The sequence below is a fragment of the Streptomyces krungchingensis genome, from assembly GCF_054729265.1.
This window is the reverse complement of the sequence record NZ_JBPUKY010000001.1, coordinates 7875626-7892053: the sequence shown is the minus strand read 5'-3', so window position 1 is coordinate 7892053 and position 16428 is coordinate 7875626. Positions and strand designations below refer to the sequence as shown.

General features: G+C 73.1%; 13 protein-coding genes. 7 read left to right on the top strand and 6 right to left on the bottom strand.

Features of this window, described 5'->3' with window-relative positions; all coding sequences use genetic code 11:
- Nucleotides 1-89 precede the first annotated feature (89 nt).
- Nucleotides 90-845: a metallophosphoesterase gene (locus ACSYGO_RS34500; RefSeq protein ID WP_426681423.1), complete on the top strand. Its 756-nt coding sequence runs from the start codon at nucleotides 90-92 to the stop codon at nucleotides 843-845.
- Nucleotides 846-858: 13 nt separating this feature from the next.
- Here ACSYGO_RS34500 and ACSYGO_RS34495 read toward each other — a convergent pair whose 3' ends face one another.
- Together ACSYGO_RS34495 and ACSYGO_RS34490 are read right to left on the bottom strand one after the other, a co-directional pair.
- Nucleotides 859-1488: a PDZ domain-containing protein gene (locus ACSYGO_RS34495; RefSeq protein WP_460388904.1), complete on the bottom strand. Its 630-nt coding sequence runs from the start codon at nucleotides 1486-1488 to the stop codon at nucleotides 859-861.
- 92 nt (nucleotides 1489-1580) lie between these two features.
- Entirely contained in the window at nucleotides 1581-2447 is an 867-nt protein-coding gene (locus tag ACSYGO_RS34490; RefSeq protein ID WP_432189249.1) for a LysR family transcriptional regulator, read from the bottom strand.
- Nucleotides 2448-2542: 95 nt separating this feature from the next.
- Here ACSYGO_RS34490 and ACSYGO_RS34485 point away from each other — a divergent pair, with 95 nt between their 5' ends.
- On the top strand, nucleotides 2543-3427 hold the full coding sequence (locus ACSYGO_RS34485; RefSeq protein WP_460388902.1) for a CTP synthase C-terminal region-related (seleno)protein: 885 nt from the start codon (nucleotides 2543-2545) through the stop codon (nucleotides 3425-3427).
- A 189-nt stretch (nucleotides 3428-3616) separates the two neighbouring features.
- Nucleotides 3617-5164: a hypothetical protein gene (locus ACSYGO_RS34480; protein ID WP_460388900.1), complete on the top strand. Its 1548-nt coding sequence runs from the start codon at nucleotides 3617-3619 to the stop codon at nucleotides 5162-5164.
- 319 nt (nucleotides 5165-5483) lie between these two features.
- Here the strand turns inward: ACSYGO_RS34480 and cyc2 are convergent, their stop codons facing one another.
- Nucleotides 5484-7643 (bottom strand): germacradienol/geosmin synthase Cyc2, encoded by a 2160-nt coding sequence (gene cyc2, locus ACSYGO_RS34475; RefSeq protein ID WP_460388898.1) that lies wholly within the window; start codon nucleotides 7641-7643, stop codon nucleotides 5484-5486.
- A gap of 165 nt (nucleotides 7644-7808) precedes the next feature.
- Here cyc2 and ACSYGO_RS34470 point away from each other — a divergent pair, with 165 nt between their 5' ends.
- A complete protein-coding gene (locus tag ACSYGO_RS34470; protein WP_460388896.1) occupies nucleotides 7809-9122 on the top strand; it encodes a cytochrome P450 in 1314 nt (437 codons plus the stop codon).
- A 35-nt stretch (nucleotides 9123-9157) separates the two neighbouring features.
- On the opposite strand, the gene ACSYGO_RS34465 is transcribed toward ACSYGO_RS34470, so the two are convergent.
- Both ACSYGO_RS34465 and ACSYGO_RS34460 read right to left on the bottom strand, forming a co-directional pair.
- Complete coding sequence (locus tag ACSYGO_RS34465; RefSeq protein WP_432189267.1) at nucleotides 9158-10297, bottom strand: damage-control phosphatase ARMT1 family protein; 1140 nt, start codon at nucleotides 10295-10297, stop codon at nucleotides 9158-9160.
- A 152-nt stretch (nucleotides 10298-10449) separates the two neighbouring features.
- Nucleotides 10450-12285 carry a S8 family peptidase gene (locus ACSYGO_RS34460; RefSeq protein WP_460388894.1) on the bottom strand — a complete coding sequence of 612 codons (1836 nt, stop codon included), beginning with the start codon at nucleotides 12283-12285 and terminating at the stop codon, nucleotides 10450-10452.
- A 398-nt stretch (nucleotides 12286-12683) separates the two neighbouring features.
- Here ACSYGO_RS34460 and ACSYGO_RS34455 point away from each other — a divergent pair, with 398 nt between their 5' ends.
- Nucleotides 12684-13634: a lytic polysaccharide monooxygenase auxiliary activity family 9 protein gene (locus ACSYGO_RS34455; protein WP_460388893.1), complete on the top strand. Its 951-nt coding sequence runs from the start codon at nucleotides 12684-12686 to the stop codon at nucleotides 13632-13634.
- A gap of 15 nt (nucleotides 13635-13649) precedes the next feature.
- Here ACSYGO_RS34455 and ACSYGO_RS34450 read toward each other — a convergent pair whose 3' ends face one another.
- On the bottom strand, nucleotides 13650-14315 hold the full coding sequence (locus ACSYGO_RS34450) for a Tat pathway signal sequence domain protein (protein ID WP_426681414.1): 666 nt from the start codon (nucleotides 14313-14315) through the stop codon (nucleotides 13650-13652).
- Between the two features lie 845 nt (nucleotides 14316-15160).
- On the opposite strand from ACSYGO_RS34450, the gene ACSYGO_RS34445 reads away from it, so the two are divergent.
- Both ACSYGO_RS34445 and ACSYGO_RS34440 read left to right on the top strand, forming a co-directional pair.
- Nucleotides 15161-15835 (top strand): DUF6230 family protein, encoded by a 675-nt coding sequence (locus ACSYGO_RS34445; protein WP_460388890.1) that lies wholly within the window; start codon nucleotides 15161-15163, stop codon nucleotides 15833-15835.
- Nucleotides 15835-16233: a DUF6114 domain-containing protein gene (locus ACSYGO_RS34440; protein WP_426681412.1), complete on the top strand. Its 399-nt coding sequence runs from the start codon at nucleotides 15835-15837 to the stop codon at nucleotides 16231-16233. The genes ACSYGO_RS34445 and ACSYGO_RS34440 overlap by 1 nt, the downstream gene beginning before the upstream one ends.
- Nucleotides 16234-16428 lie beyond the last annotated feature (195 nt).

Here is a 16428-nt window from a genome sequence, read left to right as displayed (position 1 = left end):
ATTAGCAGTAATGCTTAGATGCCGTTGTTCCATTAAAAGAACTCGGGGCTTCGAGGCCTCGGCGACGGGGACGGGGGACGGGGGACGGCATGTTCGTGCTGGCGCACATCAGCGACCTTCACTTGGACGGGACCGAGCGGGCGACGGAGCGGGCCGAGCGGGTGCGCGACCGGCTGTGGGGGCTCGCGGGGCGGGTGGACGCGCTCCTGGTGACGGGGGACATCGCGGACCACGGCGCGGAGGCGGAGTACGAGGAGGCGGCCCGTCTGCTGGGACTGCGCGAACCGGGCACGGCCCCGTTCCCGGTCCTCACCTGCCCGGGCAACCACGACAGCCGCGCGCCCTACCGCAAGGCCCTGCTCGGCGGGCCCGCCGGTGACGGCCCGGTCAACAGCCTCCACGTCTTCGACGACGCGGCCGTGCTCATGTGCGACTCCAGCATCCCGGGCCGGGACGAGGGCGAGTTCGACGAGGAGACGTACGCCTGGATCGAGGCGACGCTCGACGACCTGGACGGCGGCCTGCCCGCACTCCTCGCCTTCCACCACCCGCCGGTCGCCCTGCACCACCCGCTGCCGGACGCCTACCGGCTGCGCGAGCCGGGCGCCCTCGCCGGGCTGCTGGACCGCAGGCCCGAGATCGCCGGACTGATCACCGGGCACGCGCACACGCCGGCCGCCACCACGTTCGCGGGACGGCCGCTCGTCGTCGGCCCCGGTGTGACCTGGACGCTGCGGCTGCCCTGGGAGGGCGAGGGGGCCGCGGACCGGGACGCCCCGCCCGGCTTCGCGTTTCATGTGCTGGACGACGAAGGGCGGTTGACGAGCCACTTCAGGGTCGCCTGAGCCGGGGCCGGGATCAGGTCACGACGCCCGGGACCGTGGACAGTCGGCTTCGCGACCCGTTCGCGTGACGGACGGAGAGGGTGACGGACGTGCCCGGGCGCGCGGCGGCGACCGCGCGCGCGAGGTCCGCCGCCGAACCGACCCTGCTCTCCCCGAGGGCGAGCAGGACGTCACCGCGCACCAGGCCCGCGGTGTACCCCGGCCCGGGGACGTGGACGGCGACGACGAGCGCGCCCCCGCCCTTCGGGGCGTCGACGGCCTCGACGCCCAGCGTGGCCCGCGCCGACTCCGTCGCCGGAGCCGTCCCACTGCCCGCCGACGCCGACTTGGAACCGCCGGGGGCAGCCGGACCGGAGGCGCGCCCGGAGGCGCCCGGCGGCACGGACGGCCCGGGTCCCGCCGCCCCGCCCGCCTTCTGCTGGAGGGCCGCCAGTTTGCTCATGCCGATCACCGTGGCACCCACGGTGCCGAGCCCGACCCCCGACAGGACCAGCACCACGCCGACGAACAGGCTGAACAGCAGCGTCATCAGACGCCTGCCGCGACGTCGGGCGGCATGCGGTCGCCGGCCGCCGCCGGACGGGCGGACACCGTCCGGCTCCTGACCGGGCATCGGCTTGGGACGCAACGCGGTCTGTTCCATGGATCGCCTCCGGCAGCTGTTCTACGGACCGCCTCCGGCTCTTGCTCTACCCTGCGCTCCGGCGCGCGACGATTCACTAACGAGTGAGACTTTCAGGACCGTTCGAGAAGTTTGTCCACCATCGCGGCCGCCGCGCCCCGCGGCGATCCGGCGTGCACCAGCTCCGTGCGGTGCACGAGCCGGGGAGCCACCAGCGGCACGGCCGCCGTGCCGGGCACGCCGACGGCCGCCGTACGCGGCAGCAGGACCAGGCCGTGCCCCGCCGCGGCCAGAGCGGTGAGGGCACGCAGGTCGGTGCCCTCGTAGCGCAGGGCCGGGCGGAAGCCCGCACCGCCGTGCGCGGCGCGCAGGTGGGCCAACGGCAGGCCCGCGCCGGGAGCGTCCAGCCAGCGGGCGTCGACCAGGTCGCCCAGCCGCAGCCCCGCGCGCCGGGCCAGTGGATGCGAGGCGGGCAGCAGGACGCAGACCGGCTCCTCGCCCGCACCGTGGATCGTCAGCGGCGCCACGTCCGGCAGCCGCAGGGGGTCGCTGGGCGCGGCGAGTCCGCCGACGAGCCCCAGGTCCGCGCCGCCGGTGGCGACGGCCGCCGGGACCTCGTCGCGGGCCAGCACCCTGAGCGTCACACCCGCGGCGGGCAGCGCCGCGACGACACGGGGTCCGAGTGCGGTCGGCGCCACGGCGAGCGTCAGACCGTGCGCGGGCGCTGCCGCCATCCGTGCGACGTCGGCCCGGGCGGCGTCCAGACGCAGCAGCAGCGGGCCCGCGTGTTCGAGGAGCCGCTCGCCCGCCGCGGTCGGCGCGACGGGCCGCCGGGTGAGCAGCGGCGCACCCAGGTCCTGCTCCAGCGCCGCGATGTGCTGGGACACCGCGGACTGGGTGTAACCGAGCTCGCGGGCGGCCTCCGAGAAGGACGCGAGCCGCGCCACGGTGACGTACGTACGCAGGAGATGCGGATCCATGCCGCCAAGGATGGCGCACCGTATCAGCGTTGCTTATCGAGGGTGCAGAAATCATCGTTGGACGTGAACTCGACGGCGCGCCGAGGATGAACCGCATGACCACGAACAGCAGCACGGCCACGCACGGCCTGGTGAGAAGCCCCATGACCACGAACGGTCCGGCCACGCGCGACTCGGACACCGCGCACGCGGCTGCGCACAGGCCGACCGCGAACGCCCCGGCCACGAACGCCCCGGCCACGAACGGCGGCAGCACGGCCGGCCCGGCACGCGGCGCCCGGATCGCCCTCGTCGGGGACCGCTCCCCCACCGTCGTCTCGCACACCCGCGTCCCGCTCCTGCTCGACGCGCTCGCGCACCGCGACCGGATCGTCCTGGACGCCTACTGGATCCCCTCCGAGGACGCCGAGGACGCGACGGCCGTACACGGATTCGACGCCGTGTGGGTGCTTCCCGGGAGCCCCTACCGCAGCGAGGCGGGCGTGCTCACGGCGATCCGGACGGCTCGCGAGGAGGGCATCCCGTTCCTCGGCACGTGCGGCGGTTTCCAGCACGCCCTCCTGGAGTACGCCCGCGACGTCTGCGGCCTCACCCGGGTCGCGCACGCCGAGAACGACCCCGGCGCGGACGACTTCCTGATCGAACCGCTCGCGTGCTCGCTCGTGGGGCACGAGGCCGCCGTCACCGTCGAGCCGGGCTCGCTCGCGCAGTCGCTGATCGGGGCGGAGCGGACGGTCGAACGGTACTTCTGCTCGTACGGCCCCTCACGCCATCTCGACACCCTGCGCGCGCGGGGGCTGCGCTTCAGCGGGCACGACCAGGACGGCCAGGTCCGGATCGCCGAACTCCCCGGCCATCCCTTCTTCCTGGCCACCCTGTTCCAGCCGGAGCTGTCCGGGGACGGTTCTCGCCCGCACCCGCTGATCAGGGCGCTCGCGCGGGCCGCGGTGGAGCACGCCGCACGCGTACGTGCCGAGTGACGGTGCCCGGCCGTATGAGGGTGAGCGCCGTCATGAGGATGAGCGCTGTGTGACGGTACGCGCCGTGTGACGGTGCGCGCCCGTGTGTCCGTGCCCCGCCGTGCGACGGCACGCGGCACGCGGCGCTGCGTGCCGATGCCGCACACCGGTCAAGTCCCCCTGTCAGTGGCAGCTGTTACTTTCTGTGACATGACCGACGACGCCCTGCGCCTGCTCCGGCAGGACCCTCACCTGGCCGGCCTGGCCGCGTTCCCCGTCGACTTCGACCTGAGCCGCGCGGCCCACGGTCATGTCGAGCCGGTCCGTCTCGCCTCGGGCGGCCCCCTGGAGGTGGTGGCCGGGGACGACACCGGTGGCACCTTCTTCCTGTGCGCGGACGGCTCGATGCTGTACGCGGACTCGGAAGGCGGCTCGGGCATCGTGGGGTCGAGCGCCGACGAGGCACTGGAGATATTCGTCGGCCTGCCCGGCTGGCACGACCATCTCGGACTGTCGCCGCAGGACGGCGCGGAGAAGATCCTGGCCGCGGTCGCGGAGACCGAGGACGATCTCCGCGAGTGCTACGGCTTCGACGACGAGCGCACCGAACTGCGCGCCGCTCTGGGCTTCCCCGAGCGTTCCCCGGTCGAGCTCGTCGGCATGCTGCACGCGGCACTGCGGCGCACCGAGCCCGACTTCGTGCTGATCCACGGGGAGGAACTCCTCGCCTACCGCCTCCTGGACGAGTTGCCCGGCCCACCCCTGTGGGAGGCCGTTCTCGCCCGCGGGCACGCCGATCTGGCCGGGCTGCGGGCGGGCGAGCGGAGGGTCGAGGACGCGCTGGCCGAGGATCCGGTACGGCGTCGGGTCGCGCTGCGCGCCGCGCAGTTCGACCGCGCGGACGGTGACATCGGACTGCTCCGCCGACTGCTCCGGCACGAGGCACGGACCTCGATGACGGACGAACTGCGGCTGGCCGCCGTGCTGGTGGGTCTGCGCGGAGACCCCGCGGACCTGCCCCTGCTCCACGAGGTCCGGGACACCGACTTCGACACCCGGTGCGGGCTCGGCGGGATTCCCGGACCGGACGCGGACGGCGCCGGCCTGCGCTCGTGGGCGCGGGACCTCGACGACTCCCTGTTCGGCACGGACCCCGCCGACGAACCACTGCTCACCTGGACCGAACTGGCCCTGGACCAGGGCCTGACGGAGCTCGCCCGGGTGGCGCTGATCCGGCGGCTGGACGAGATCGAGATGAACCAGAGCATGCTGCGGCGGCCGGACGCCCCGACACGCCTCGACCCGTCCCCGCTCGGCTCGCTCGCCCGGGAGTTCGAGCGGCTCGGCGACCTCCCCCAGGCGCTGCGCGCCCAGCGTCTGTACGCGCGGCTCCAGGAGCGGGCGTGGGACCAGGTCTCGGCCCGGCTGACCCAGGCCCGGCTGGAGCGGGAGGCGGCGCGTCTCGACAGAGCCGTGAGCACCCTCGGGATTCTCCGGAAGATCCTTGCGGCTCCGGGCGACGACTCGCTGCCGCACTGGCAGGGCGTCAACCTCGGCCGGTTCATCGCCGAGGAGCACTATGCCCTCGCCCATGCCCTGGCCGACGCGGATCTTCCGAAGGAGGCCCGCGAGGTTCTCGCGGCCGGCGACGCGATACGCGACGGGCTCTCGCCCGTCGGCGCCGCGGCCGTGCGGCAGGCGGCCGAGGAGGCGGCACGCAGGACGACCGGCCGGACCCGACCCGGCCCGCACGCGTGAACGCGCCCCGGGCCCGCCGCCCCAGGGGCGCGAGGAACCGGGCACTTGGCCACACCCGGCCCGCACGGGCGAGCGCAGGTCAAGACCGCCCGACCGGGAGGACAGCGGATGCGGGGCGACCGCGGGCCGGGGGCTGGTCGCGCAGTTCCCCGCGCCCCTGGGTCGGGCGGTACCGGCCGGTGCTCGCCCGTGCGGGGCGGCTACCGCCGGGCGCGCAGTTCCCCGCGCCCCCAGCCGGTGCCCGCCCCGTGCCGGCACTCCGGCAGCGAACCGGGGTCGCCACCCAAGCTCCCGCCGGAGCAGTCCGGCATGGGCGGTCTCAGCCGACGGGGAGCGCCGGAGCGGGCGGCCGGTCCGGGAGGAAGCCGTGAGCACGGCGCGCCAGGTACTCGGCCTTGTAGCGGTCGACGCTCCGGTGCCAGTTCAGGATGCCGGCCATCCAGTTCTGCAGGTCGGCGACATAGCCCGCCATGATCTCGCGCGCTTCCTCCGACAGACCGAAGTCCTCGTACAGGACGGGCAGTTCGTGCGCGGCGACGTGCTCGAACTGTCGCATGCGCTGATTCAGCAGATCACCCACCACGCCGAGCGCGGTCGGGTAGTCGCAGCCGAAGAAGTTCTGCACGACGAGGACGGCGTTGTGGATCTCGCCCTCGTACTCGATCTCCTTCTGGTACGAGAAGACGTCGTTCACCAGGCAGGCGTAGTCGACGGCCGAGTTCTCCAGGGAGCGGACGGGTCCGCTGCGGTACACCTCCGGCGGGACGGCGGGGCCGTGGCCCATCCGGCACAGGCTCAGGGTGAGGTCGGAGCCGAAGGTGGCGCGCCGCATCTCCAGGTAGTCGATCGGGTCCGGGACGCGGTGCTGGATCTGGTTGGACAGCTCCCACAGCCAGCTCGCCGTCATGACGTCCACCGCGTCCTTCAGGCTCCGCCGCGCTTCGGGAGTCATCCCGTCCGTGGTGCGTGCCCACAGGTCGATGAGGCCCTGCTCCAGGCCGTTGACCGGGAGGGGCACCTCCTCACCGGCCAGGGGCATGCAGGCGGACAGACGCTCGGTGGTCGCGCGCCCGGCGGCCAGGTCGCGGCGGTGTCCGAAGACGAGCGGGTAGTAGTCGTCGCCGTACGTGCCCCAGGCGAGCCACTGTGAGCTGAGGTCGAGGGCCTCGGCGGTCGCGTCCGGGTCCAGCCCCGCCGCGCACAGCGGGAGGTCGGCGGCGGCGAGCCGGTCCTCGTCCCAGACGCCCTCGTCCAGCATGCCCATGCGGTGCATCCACGGGGTCAGCCGGCCGCGAGCGGCGTCGAGGTGCGGGCTGAGCTCGACCTCGAACGGCATGGCGAAGTCGGGCAGCAGCGACGGGCCCACACGCTGGTGCGGGAGGTGGGAGTAGGCGCGCAGGCGTTCCGCGGCCACGGCGGCCAGGAGCGCGCCGACGTCGGCGGCGGAGGTGCCGGGGCCGGTCGGCGCCTGCCAGGGCGCCGCGGACGTCGCGCCCTCGTTCATGTAGCGGCTGGAGCGCATGTGCCATTCGTGGCCGCCGGACTGCCAGTCCTGCAGGCCCTTGGTGTACGCGGCCACCGCCGCGACCTCGCCCGGGGTGAGCCCCTTCTCCAGGGCGAGCGCGGGCACTTCGGTGAGGGCGGTGTGCTCGAACTGATGGAGCCGGGAGGTCAGGATGTCGTTGACGGTCTCGGCGGCCTCCTGGGTGGTGCAGCCGAAGAACGTCTCCAACACGAGGACGCCGTTGCTGAGTTCGCCCTCGTCCTCGACCTCCCGCTGGTAGGAGAACAGGTCGTTGCGCAGGTGCACGGCGTCGGAGAACGTCTCCATCAGCACCCGGAGCGGCCGCGTCCGCGAGACGGCCGCCGGGACCTCGGCGGTGGCGTACTCCACGAGCCCCGCCGACCAGGGCGCACCGCCCACCTTGCGGCGCATCTCGATGTACTCGACGGGGTTGGAGACCCGCCCTTCGTTGATGTTGGACAGCTCCCACATCGACTCGTTCAGCAGGTGCTCGGTGGCGACGGCGAAGCGGCGGCGCCAGTCGGCCGACATCGACGGCACCGTGCGCGCCCACAGGTCGGCGAGCCCGGCCTCGACCGGGTTCTGCGGTTCCGGCACGGGCGTCGACAGGTCCAGGGGCATGAACAGCGGCAGGCGGTCCAGGTGGGCCTTGCCCGCCGCGCGGTCCTGGGTGCGCTTGAACATGTCCAGGAAGTGGTCGTCGAAGAAGAACACCCACACGTACCAGTCGGTGATCAGGGACAGCGCGGGCCCGTCGCAGTCGGGGTGCGTGTACGCGCACAGCAGCCCGTAGTCGTGGGCGTCGAGGTCGGACTGCTCCCAGATGCCCGAGCCCTCCAGCATGCCCATGTCCCGCGCCCACCCGACCGAGTGGGCACGTGCCTCGTCGAGGTGCGGGTTGAGCCGCGCGGGATACGGCATGTAGAAGTGCGGGAGTCGGAACGGCTGCGTCATGGCCGGGCCCTACCCATGGCCTCCGGGCGACACCCGCGGGCCCGGACATGATCACACCATCGCGTGAATCCCCTGGGTGGCGGCCCCTCCGCCTCCCGGATCTGCACCGCGGCATGGCCGGCGAGCCCCTTGCCGCCGCCGGACCGGGCCGGTCACCGTGGTCGTATGACGTCCACACCACGGGCCCCGCGGGACACGGCGGAGGCATCGGATGCGCCGGTGACGCCCCACCTGCCCGACCCGCCCGATGTCTTCGACCCCCGGCAGTACGCCGACGGGGTCCCGCACGCCGCGTACCGTGCGCTGCGCGATCACGTTCCCGTCGCCTGGCAGGAGGAGCGCGAGGTGCTCGGCTGGCCGGCGGGACCCGGGTTCTGGGCGGTCACCCGGCACGCGGACGTGGTGCGGGTGCTCAAGGACTCGGCGACGTACTCCTCGTGTCTCGGGGCGACCCAGATCCGCGATCCGGCCCCCGGTGACCTGCCGTTCATCCGGCGCATGATGCTCAATCAGGACCCGCCGGACCACGGCCGGCTGAGGCGGCTGGTGAGCCGGGCGTTCACTCCGCGCCGCGTCGCGCAGTTCGAGGCGGTGGCCCGCGAGCGGGCCCGTGCGCTGCTCGGGCGGGCGGTCGAGGAGGCCCGCGCGGGCGACGGCACGTGCGATCTCGTCGGTGCGGTCACCGACGACTACGCTCTGCTGAATCTGTCGGACCTGCTCGGCGTGCCGGTGCGCGACCGGGGCCTGCTGCTGGACTGGACGCGGCGGGTCATCGGCTACCAGGACCCGGACGAGGCGGGCCCGACGACGGTCGGCACAGACGGGAAGCCGGTCGATCCGCGTTCCCCGGCGATGCTGCGGGACATGTTCGAGTACGCCCACCAGTTGGCCGTGCTCAAGAAGAACCACCCCGCCGACGATGTGATGACCACGCTCGCGGCCGACCCCGAACTCGCCCCCGAGGAACTGGAGATGTTCTTCTTCCTGCTCACCGTCGCGGGCAACGACACCGTGCGGGGCGCGGCGCCGGGGGGCCTGCTGGCCCTGGCGGAGCACCCGGACGCGTACGCGGCACTGCGCGCGGGGCGGGTCGGACTGCACACGGCCGTCGACGAGTTGCTGCGCTGGCATCCGCCGGTGCTCACCTTCCGCCGCACGGCGGCCGTGGACACCGAGCTGGCCGGTCGGCGTCTGCGGGCCGGCGACAAGGTCGTCGTCTTCCACGCCTCGGCCAACCGTGACGAGCGTGTCTTCGCCGACCCGCACCGGCTGGACCTCGGCCGGGCACCGAACCCGCACGTCTCCTTCGGCGACGGCCCGCACGTCTGTCTGGGCGCCCACTTCGCCCGGCTGCAGCTACGGGTGCTGTACGAGGAGACGCTCCGCGCGGCGCCCGCGCTGGGCATCGCAGGACCTTCCCGGCGTCTCGTCTCGAACTTCATCAACGGACTCAAGTCGCTTCCCCTGCGCCTGATCTGACCCCGCGTCCGGGGACACCCGAGGAAGGTCCGCGCTCAGGACCTGACCTGGATCAGCGCGTGCGTGCCGCCGGTGCGCCAGCGCTGCTCCTCGGCGGCCACGAGCGCGGCCTCGGTGCGGGCGTCGAGCCCGACGACCACATCGGACTTGAGGGTGCGCAGTGCGGCCACCGCGCCGGGGAAATCAGCCGTCGCCACCGCGAAGGGCGTGGTCGCGGGGTAGAGCCGGTCACCGATGAGACGGCGGTAGTTGAGGTCGCCCTTCAGGACGGTCACGTCGGCCGCGGCGAACTCACGGCGGAGGTCGTCGGGCAGGTCGGCGTAGGGCAGCGGGGCGCAGAAGAAGGGGTGGGCCCGGACCGTGAGGCGGCCGTCGGCCGCTGCCGCCCAGAGCCGTCGGCCGGCCTCGCCGGCCGCTCCCTTCGCGTCGACGAGGCGGCGCAGTGCGTCGACGGTGTCCGCGGTCGTGGCGTCGGAGACGTAGTACGGGTACGGCTTGACGTGCAGGATTGCCCGTGTGATGCGGCCGTGGTGCAGGAGGTGGTCGACGAGGAGCAGGTCGGGGATGAGCTCGCGGCCCGCGTTGTCCGCGACCAGGCAGAGGGTGCCGCCGTGGAGCAGGGAGCGCAGCGCGTCGCCGTCGTCCGCGACGAGCCGGGACACCGTCGGCGTCTCTCCCGAGGCGGCGCCCAGGCGGAAGCCGAGGTCGGCCCGGTTGCCCCACAGCGAGCCGTGCAGCAGGGCCACTTCCTGTTCCTCGGCCGGCCGCGGGGCGAGTTCGTCGAGCGCGGCGAGTTCCTCGTCGGCCTCCGCGGTGTCGAGTTCCGCGAGCTTGAAGGGCCGGAACGGGTCGATGCCCTGCCAGGGGCCCGGCGCGAAGTATCCGACGGCTTCCAGGAGCCGGCGGTAGAAGTAGCTCTCGGACCACAGGAACGGCACGTCGAACCAGGACCGGCCGATCCGGTCCCGGCCCCATTCCAGCCATTGGCCCCGGTCCGCGGCCTCGGGGCCGAGGGGTTCGACGACGCCCTCGGTGCAGTCGGCGAGCAGGGTGTCGAGGGCACGGTGCTGTTCGGGACCGTACGGGAAGGCGCCCCGCACCTGGCGGATCAGCGCGGGGTGCCGCTCGGCCAGCACGCTCCAGGGGAACGATCCCACGACGTCGCTGACGACCATGGGCGGGGCGGACTCGGCGGGCTGGCCGGAGGGTGCGGGCTCGGCGGGTACGGGCATGCCGCTCACCGTACCGGCCGGACCGAAGGGGCCGGCCGACACGCGAGCGCGTCGGCCGGCCCCTCCCCCCGTGGAGATCAGCAGCGTGACCTGGGTCAGAAGGTCAGCTTCCAGCTGTTGATCGTGCCGGTGTCCTGGGCGGCCACGTCCTGGACGCGGAGTTTCCAGGTGCCGTCGGCCGCCTCGCCGGAGGCGTCGACGGTGAACGTCGCGCTGACGTCGTCCGCGGAGTCCGAGCTGCTGGAGGACTTCAGCCGGTACGTCGAGCCGTCCGGGGCGACGAGGTCGATCACCAGGTCGCCGCGGTAGGTGTGGGTGATGTCCACGCCCACCTTGAGGGCGGCGGGCGCGTTGCCGCCGCGCCCGCTGACGGTGATCGGCGACGCGACGGCTGAGCCCGCGTCCGGGATCGCCACCGGGCCGGCGCTCGTGAAGGTCGTGCCGCCGGTCGAACCGCCTCCGGCCACGGCCTGAACGGTTTTGGCGGCGTCCGCGAGACCGGCGCCGCAGCCGCCCGAGCAGGTGCCGGGCAGGGCACGCGCGTTGGCCTTGACGGCCGTCTCGATCTGCGCCGGGGTGAGGGCCGGGGCGGCCGACTTCATGAGCGCGACCAGGCCGACGATGTGCGGGGTGGCCATGCTGGTGCCCTGGTAGTACGCGTACGACTCCGTGGACGGCGTCTTGGTGCCGGAGTTGAGCGTCGACAGGATGCCGTTGGCGGTGCCGGTGCTCATCTCGCCGCCCGGGGCCGCGATGTCCACGACGGAGCCGTAGTTGGAGTACGAGGCGCGGGAGCCGGTGCGGCCGGTGGCGGCGACGGTGATGACGTTGCTGCAGCTCGCCGGGGAGTACTTGGAGGCGTTGTCGTTGTCGTTGCCCGCGGCCACGACGACGGTCGTCCCGCGGCTCACGGCGGCGTTGATGGCGCTCTGGGTGGCGGAGGTGCAGGCACCCGGGCCACCAAGGCTCATGTTGATGACCTTGGCGACGTTGCCGTTGGCCGGGACACCGGACACCGTGCCGCCGGAGGCCCAGGTGATGGCGTCGATGATGTCGGAGTCGTAGCCGCCGCACTTGCCGAGCACGCGCAGCGGGGAGACCTTCGCGTGGTAGGCGACGCCCGCGATGCCCTTGCCGTTGCCGGTGACGGCGGCGATGGTGCCCGCGACATGCGTGCCGTGCCAGGAGGAACCGCTGGAGCCGGTGCCCGCACCGCACTCGTCCGTCGCGTACCAGTCGCCCGGGTCGGCCGGGTTGCTGTCGCGGCCGTCGCCGTCGACGGACACCGCCGGGTCGGAGATGAAGTCGTAGCCGCCGACGATGTTCGCGGCGACGTCGGAGTGGGCGACGTAGCCGGTGTCGATGACGGCCACGGTCACACCGCTGCCGGTGGACGTGGTCCAGGCGCCGGGGACCCGCATGCCCGCGGTGGCCTCGAAGAGGTCCCACTGCTTGGCGTACTCGGTGTCGTTCGGGTCGGCCTGGGGCTTGTTGAGGCGGTCCGGCACCACGTACGCGACCTGCGGGTCGGCCCGGTACTGGGCGATGACGTCGGCGACGTCCGCCTTGTCCGGCTCGGCGCCGATGTCCACGAGGGCCGCCCCGGTGCCCAGGCGGCGCCGGAAGTCGAGGTCCTCCCCCGCCTTCCTGCCCTTCGCCGTGGCGTCGGCGTCCGCGGCCTTGTCCGAAGTCGCCTCCGCGGCACCGGACTTGTACCCGACGATCAGGCGCTCGGCCGGAGCGGCGGCGGGTGCGGCGGGCGTGGACTCGGCCGCGACGGTGGTGGACCGCGGGGAGGGGGTCTGGGCGGCGGCGACCGTGCTCGTCGTCGCGGCCAGCAGCGCCGCGGATATCGCGGCGACGGACACCAGTTTCCGGCCGGTGCCGCGGGGCGCCTCGCGGGAGGCGTCGGGTGAGGGGGAGGGACGCAAGGGCTTGCCTTTCGTGGCCGGCTCCGGAGGGTGTGGGGGTACCGCGGAGCAGCGGTCGATTCGCTTCGTCGTCGAAGCGGCGGGGGGTGCGGATCCGGAAAGCGGCGCGGTGGCCGGCCATGCGCGAGCGACCCTGCGAGGGGTTTCCTGTGGGGCGGCTGTGCCCGAACGATAGGCAAGTGGAAGGTGAGGGGGATACAGGGGAAACCCTCGATGTGACCGGTAATCGACCCTCGATCCAGTGCCGTTGGCCGGGAAGGGTACGTTTCGCGCCCCTCGCACCGCTGAACGCACGGCTCCGCGGTCCCGTACTTCACGGTGCCCCGGGTGAGGAGTGCCCTCCGCACGCCCCGCACGGTGGCCGGACCGCTTCGCCGACGTATCGAGGAGACCCCCGGATGACCGCCCACCGCACCGCCGTCGCGGCCGCTGTCGCCGTGACGGCTCCGCTGTTCCTCGCCACCTGGGCCGCGGGGCCCGCCCAGGCGCACGGCGCGCCGACGTCCCCGGTCAGCCGGGTGGTCGCCTGCTCCCCCGAGGGCGGGAGCATGACGCGGACCGCGGCCTGCAAGGCGGCGATCGCCGCGAACGGGGCGCCCTTCACCGCGTGGGACAACCTCCGGGTGGCCGGTGTCGGCGGCCGGGACCGGCAGGTGATCCCCGACGGGAAGCTGTGCAGTGGCGGCCTGCCCGCCTACAAGGGCCTCGACCTCGCCCGCTCGGACTGGCCGGCGACCCGGCTGACCACCGGCGCGAACCTCACCCTCAGCTACAGCTCGACGATCCCGCACACCGGGACGTTCAAGCTGTACCTCTCGAAGCCGGGCTACGACCCGTCCCGGCCGCTGAGGTGGTCCGACCTGCCCGAGAGGCCGTTCGCCACCGCCACCGACCCCGCTCTGGTCGACGGCGCGTACCGCATCACGGCGAAGCTGCCGTCCGACCGGACCGGGCGGCACATGCTGTACACGATCTGGCAGAACTCCAGCACGACGGACACCTATTACTCGTGCTCGGACGTGGTGCTGTCCGGCGGCCGCACGACGCCGGCGCCGACGAAGAAGCCCGCCGCCGGCGCGGGCGGCACGAGCGCGGACAAGAGCGGGCGGACCGGTGCGCCGGCGAAACGGTCGCCCGCTCCGTCGCGGACGGCCGCCTCGCCGGCACCGGCGTCCGGTTCGCCGACCCTGGTGACCACGTCACCGGCCGGCGCGGCCGGTCCGGATCACCTCCAGCCCGCCGCCGACAGCACGTCGGACCACAGTGCCGCGCTCCCCCTGGCAGCCGGGGGAGCCGCGGCGCTGCTGCTCACCGCGGGCGTCGCCGTCACGCTGCGGCGCCGCCGCTGAGCGCTCGGCGGGCCGTCAGTTCACGTGGACCGTCGGGCCGCCCGCCTGGCTGGTGTCCGACACGGGTGCGTACTTGGCGGTGAACCAGCCGCCGGCGAAGCACAGGGACGAGCCGGAGAACTTGGTGAACTGCTGGTTGGTGAAGGCGATGCTGTTGTCGGTGTTGCTCGCCGTACCGGACAGGCCGGCCGCCCGGTAGACGCAGGTCACGGTGCCGAGCAGGGTGCGCAGCTTGACCGTGGTCTGGATGCTGGAACCGGCGGCGGGCGCCACGGCGACGGTGCCGTCCGAGGAGACGGTGGTGCTGTAGGGCAGGTTGTCGACCGTGATGCCGGTGACGCCGAGCACCCCGACGACGTTGCTGGTGCAGCTCGCGCTGTCGAAGGTGTGCCCGGTGAGCGACTCGGTCGCGGTGCCGGGGGCCGCCGGGTTGTCGGTGACGGTGGCGGTGAAGGTCGACGAGGAGCAGGAGACCCCGCTCGTGCCGGTGCTGCTGGAGTAGAGCGTGGCCGCGGTGCCGCTCGCCAGGGACGCGTTGAGGACGTCACCGGCGGCGACCGGGGTTCCGCCCGCGCTGCCGGTGGTGAGCACCGGGGCGTCGGCCGCCGACGAGGGGACGGTCGCCGACACCGAGAGGGCGGCGACGACTCCGGCGACGGCGAGGAGCGATCGAGTGCGCATGGGGGGTGCCTCTTCTCCTGATTGGGGGGTGTGGGTGCCTGACCGCGCACGGGGGCGCGGGGGTGCGGGGTGCGGTGTCGAGCCGACGCGCCCGCGGCACGGCGGCGCGGGGCGACACGGGGTGGCGCGAGCGTGCGGACGACGCGCAGGTGCGGGGCGACGCGGACGTACGGGACGACGCGAGCGGGTGGGGCGACTCGGAAGTGCGGGCGACGCGCAGGTACGCGGCGACACGGAAGTGCGGGACGACGCAGGCGGTGGGGCGAGCCGGGTGCGCGGGCGACGCGAACGTGCTCGTCGCCGGGGTCGCGGGAATCCGCCGCCGGTCCGTGACGCCTTCTCCGTACGTCACGGACCGGCAGCGACAGCCGGGCGCCGGCACGGCTCAGGGGGAAGGCGACCGTGCCGGTGCCAGGGGTGGGGGGTGCAGTGGACGAGGAGGCGCGACGCGTCCGGAGGTGTCACCGCCATCCGGGGAAGGACGGCGTCCGGGAGGCGACCCACGCGTCACGCGACGGACCCGGCGCCACGGGTCCGTGGGAATCAAGGCAGAGTTGTAGACCTGGTGAATGCTCAACGTCAAGGCGCAGTACGGAAGTTGAGCGTGGAAGCGACCCTTTGGCCGGTCTCCGTTCACAGCTGCGGCACAACCATCACGCTTTTCCCACAAGCGCCTTGACCCATGAATGTAACCCCCGGTAACTTCCTCCGCGGCTACTGCTGCGTAACGAGAAAGCCCTTGCGCCCGTCGGGAGGCGTGAGGGGCGTGCGCCGCAGCCGCTGTCCGCGCCAGGACAACGTGCCACTGAACCCGTACCCGCATCGACCGTGCACAGGGAGCAGACATGGCCTCGTCCTCGGATGCCTCGGCGTCCCCCGGTTCCACCCCCGAGAGCCCGGAAAGCGGTTCCGCGGCCGAGGGTCCGGACAGACGCGGGCGGGTCCGCCTGCGCCGCGCCGCGGTGATGGCGGTGCCTGCCACCGCGATCGCCGCGGGACTGATGATCCTCACCGCGCAGGGAGCCCTCGGCGTCCAGTTCGCCATCTCCGGCATGCCGTTCACGGTCACCGCCACCGAGCTGAACGGCACCGGCTTCGAGCAGTTCGGCAACCTCGACAACATGGCGGAGGACAGCCCCAACGCCGGCGACACCGGCGGCCAGGTCCTCGTCGTGACCTCCGCCATCAAGAACGCGACGCTCACCAAGCTGTGCCAGAGCGTCGACCTGGGCGGCACGAACCTGCTCATCACCGCGGGCAGCGGCGCGGACAAGGTGCAGGCGAGCAACCTCACCACCGACTCCACGGAGCTGTCGGGCGACGCGGCCTTCGACAACATCGAGATCGGCAACGACGCCAGCACGCTCAGCAAGGCCGGTGTCCAGGGCAACAAGGGCGTCTTCAGCCAGCAGGCCGACACCGTGCACATCGCGAACCTGCGGCAGACCAACTACGCGACCACCGCGGCCGTGTTCAAGCTGCCCGGGCTCAAGCTCCGCTTCAGCGACCAGGGTTGCTGATGACGTCCGCCCGGGACCCGCGGTCGGCATTCCGCCGGTGGCGAGCGCACCGCCCCTTCTGGGGAGGCCTGCTGCTCACCCTGGCCGGAGCGGAGATCCTGCTCACCGAGAAGGCGTCCCTGAAGGTCGTCCTGCACATCGGCATGCAGGGACTGGCGGGTTATCTGCTGCCCACCCTGATGGTGCTGTGCGGACTGCTGATCCTCTTCAACCCGGCCCAGCGCCTCTTCTACTCGCTGGTCGGCATCCTGCTCTCCCTCGGCACCTGGCTCACCTCCAACCTCGGCGGCTTCCTCGTCGGCCTCCTCCTCGGAGCCGTCGGCAGCTGTCTCGCCTTCGGCTGGCTCCCGGACCAGGAGCCCCGCCGTCGCCGTCTGCTGCGGCGCAGGCACGCCTGATCCCCGAGCCCGTGCGACCTCCGGCCCCACCGCGGTCCGGCAGGGCCCGGGCAGCCCGACAAGTCGACCCGGCGCCGGGTCGACTTGTCGGTACGCGCACGGAAATTGCCCGCGTACGCACCGGGCGACGGGCGCTCTCGCTGCGGATCCGTACCCCCGCGTAGCGTGACCTGCCGTCATGACGTGCGAATGCCA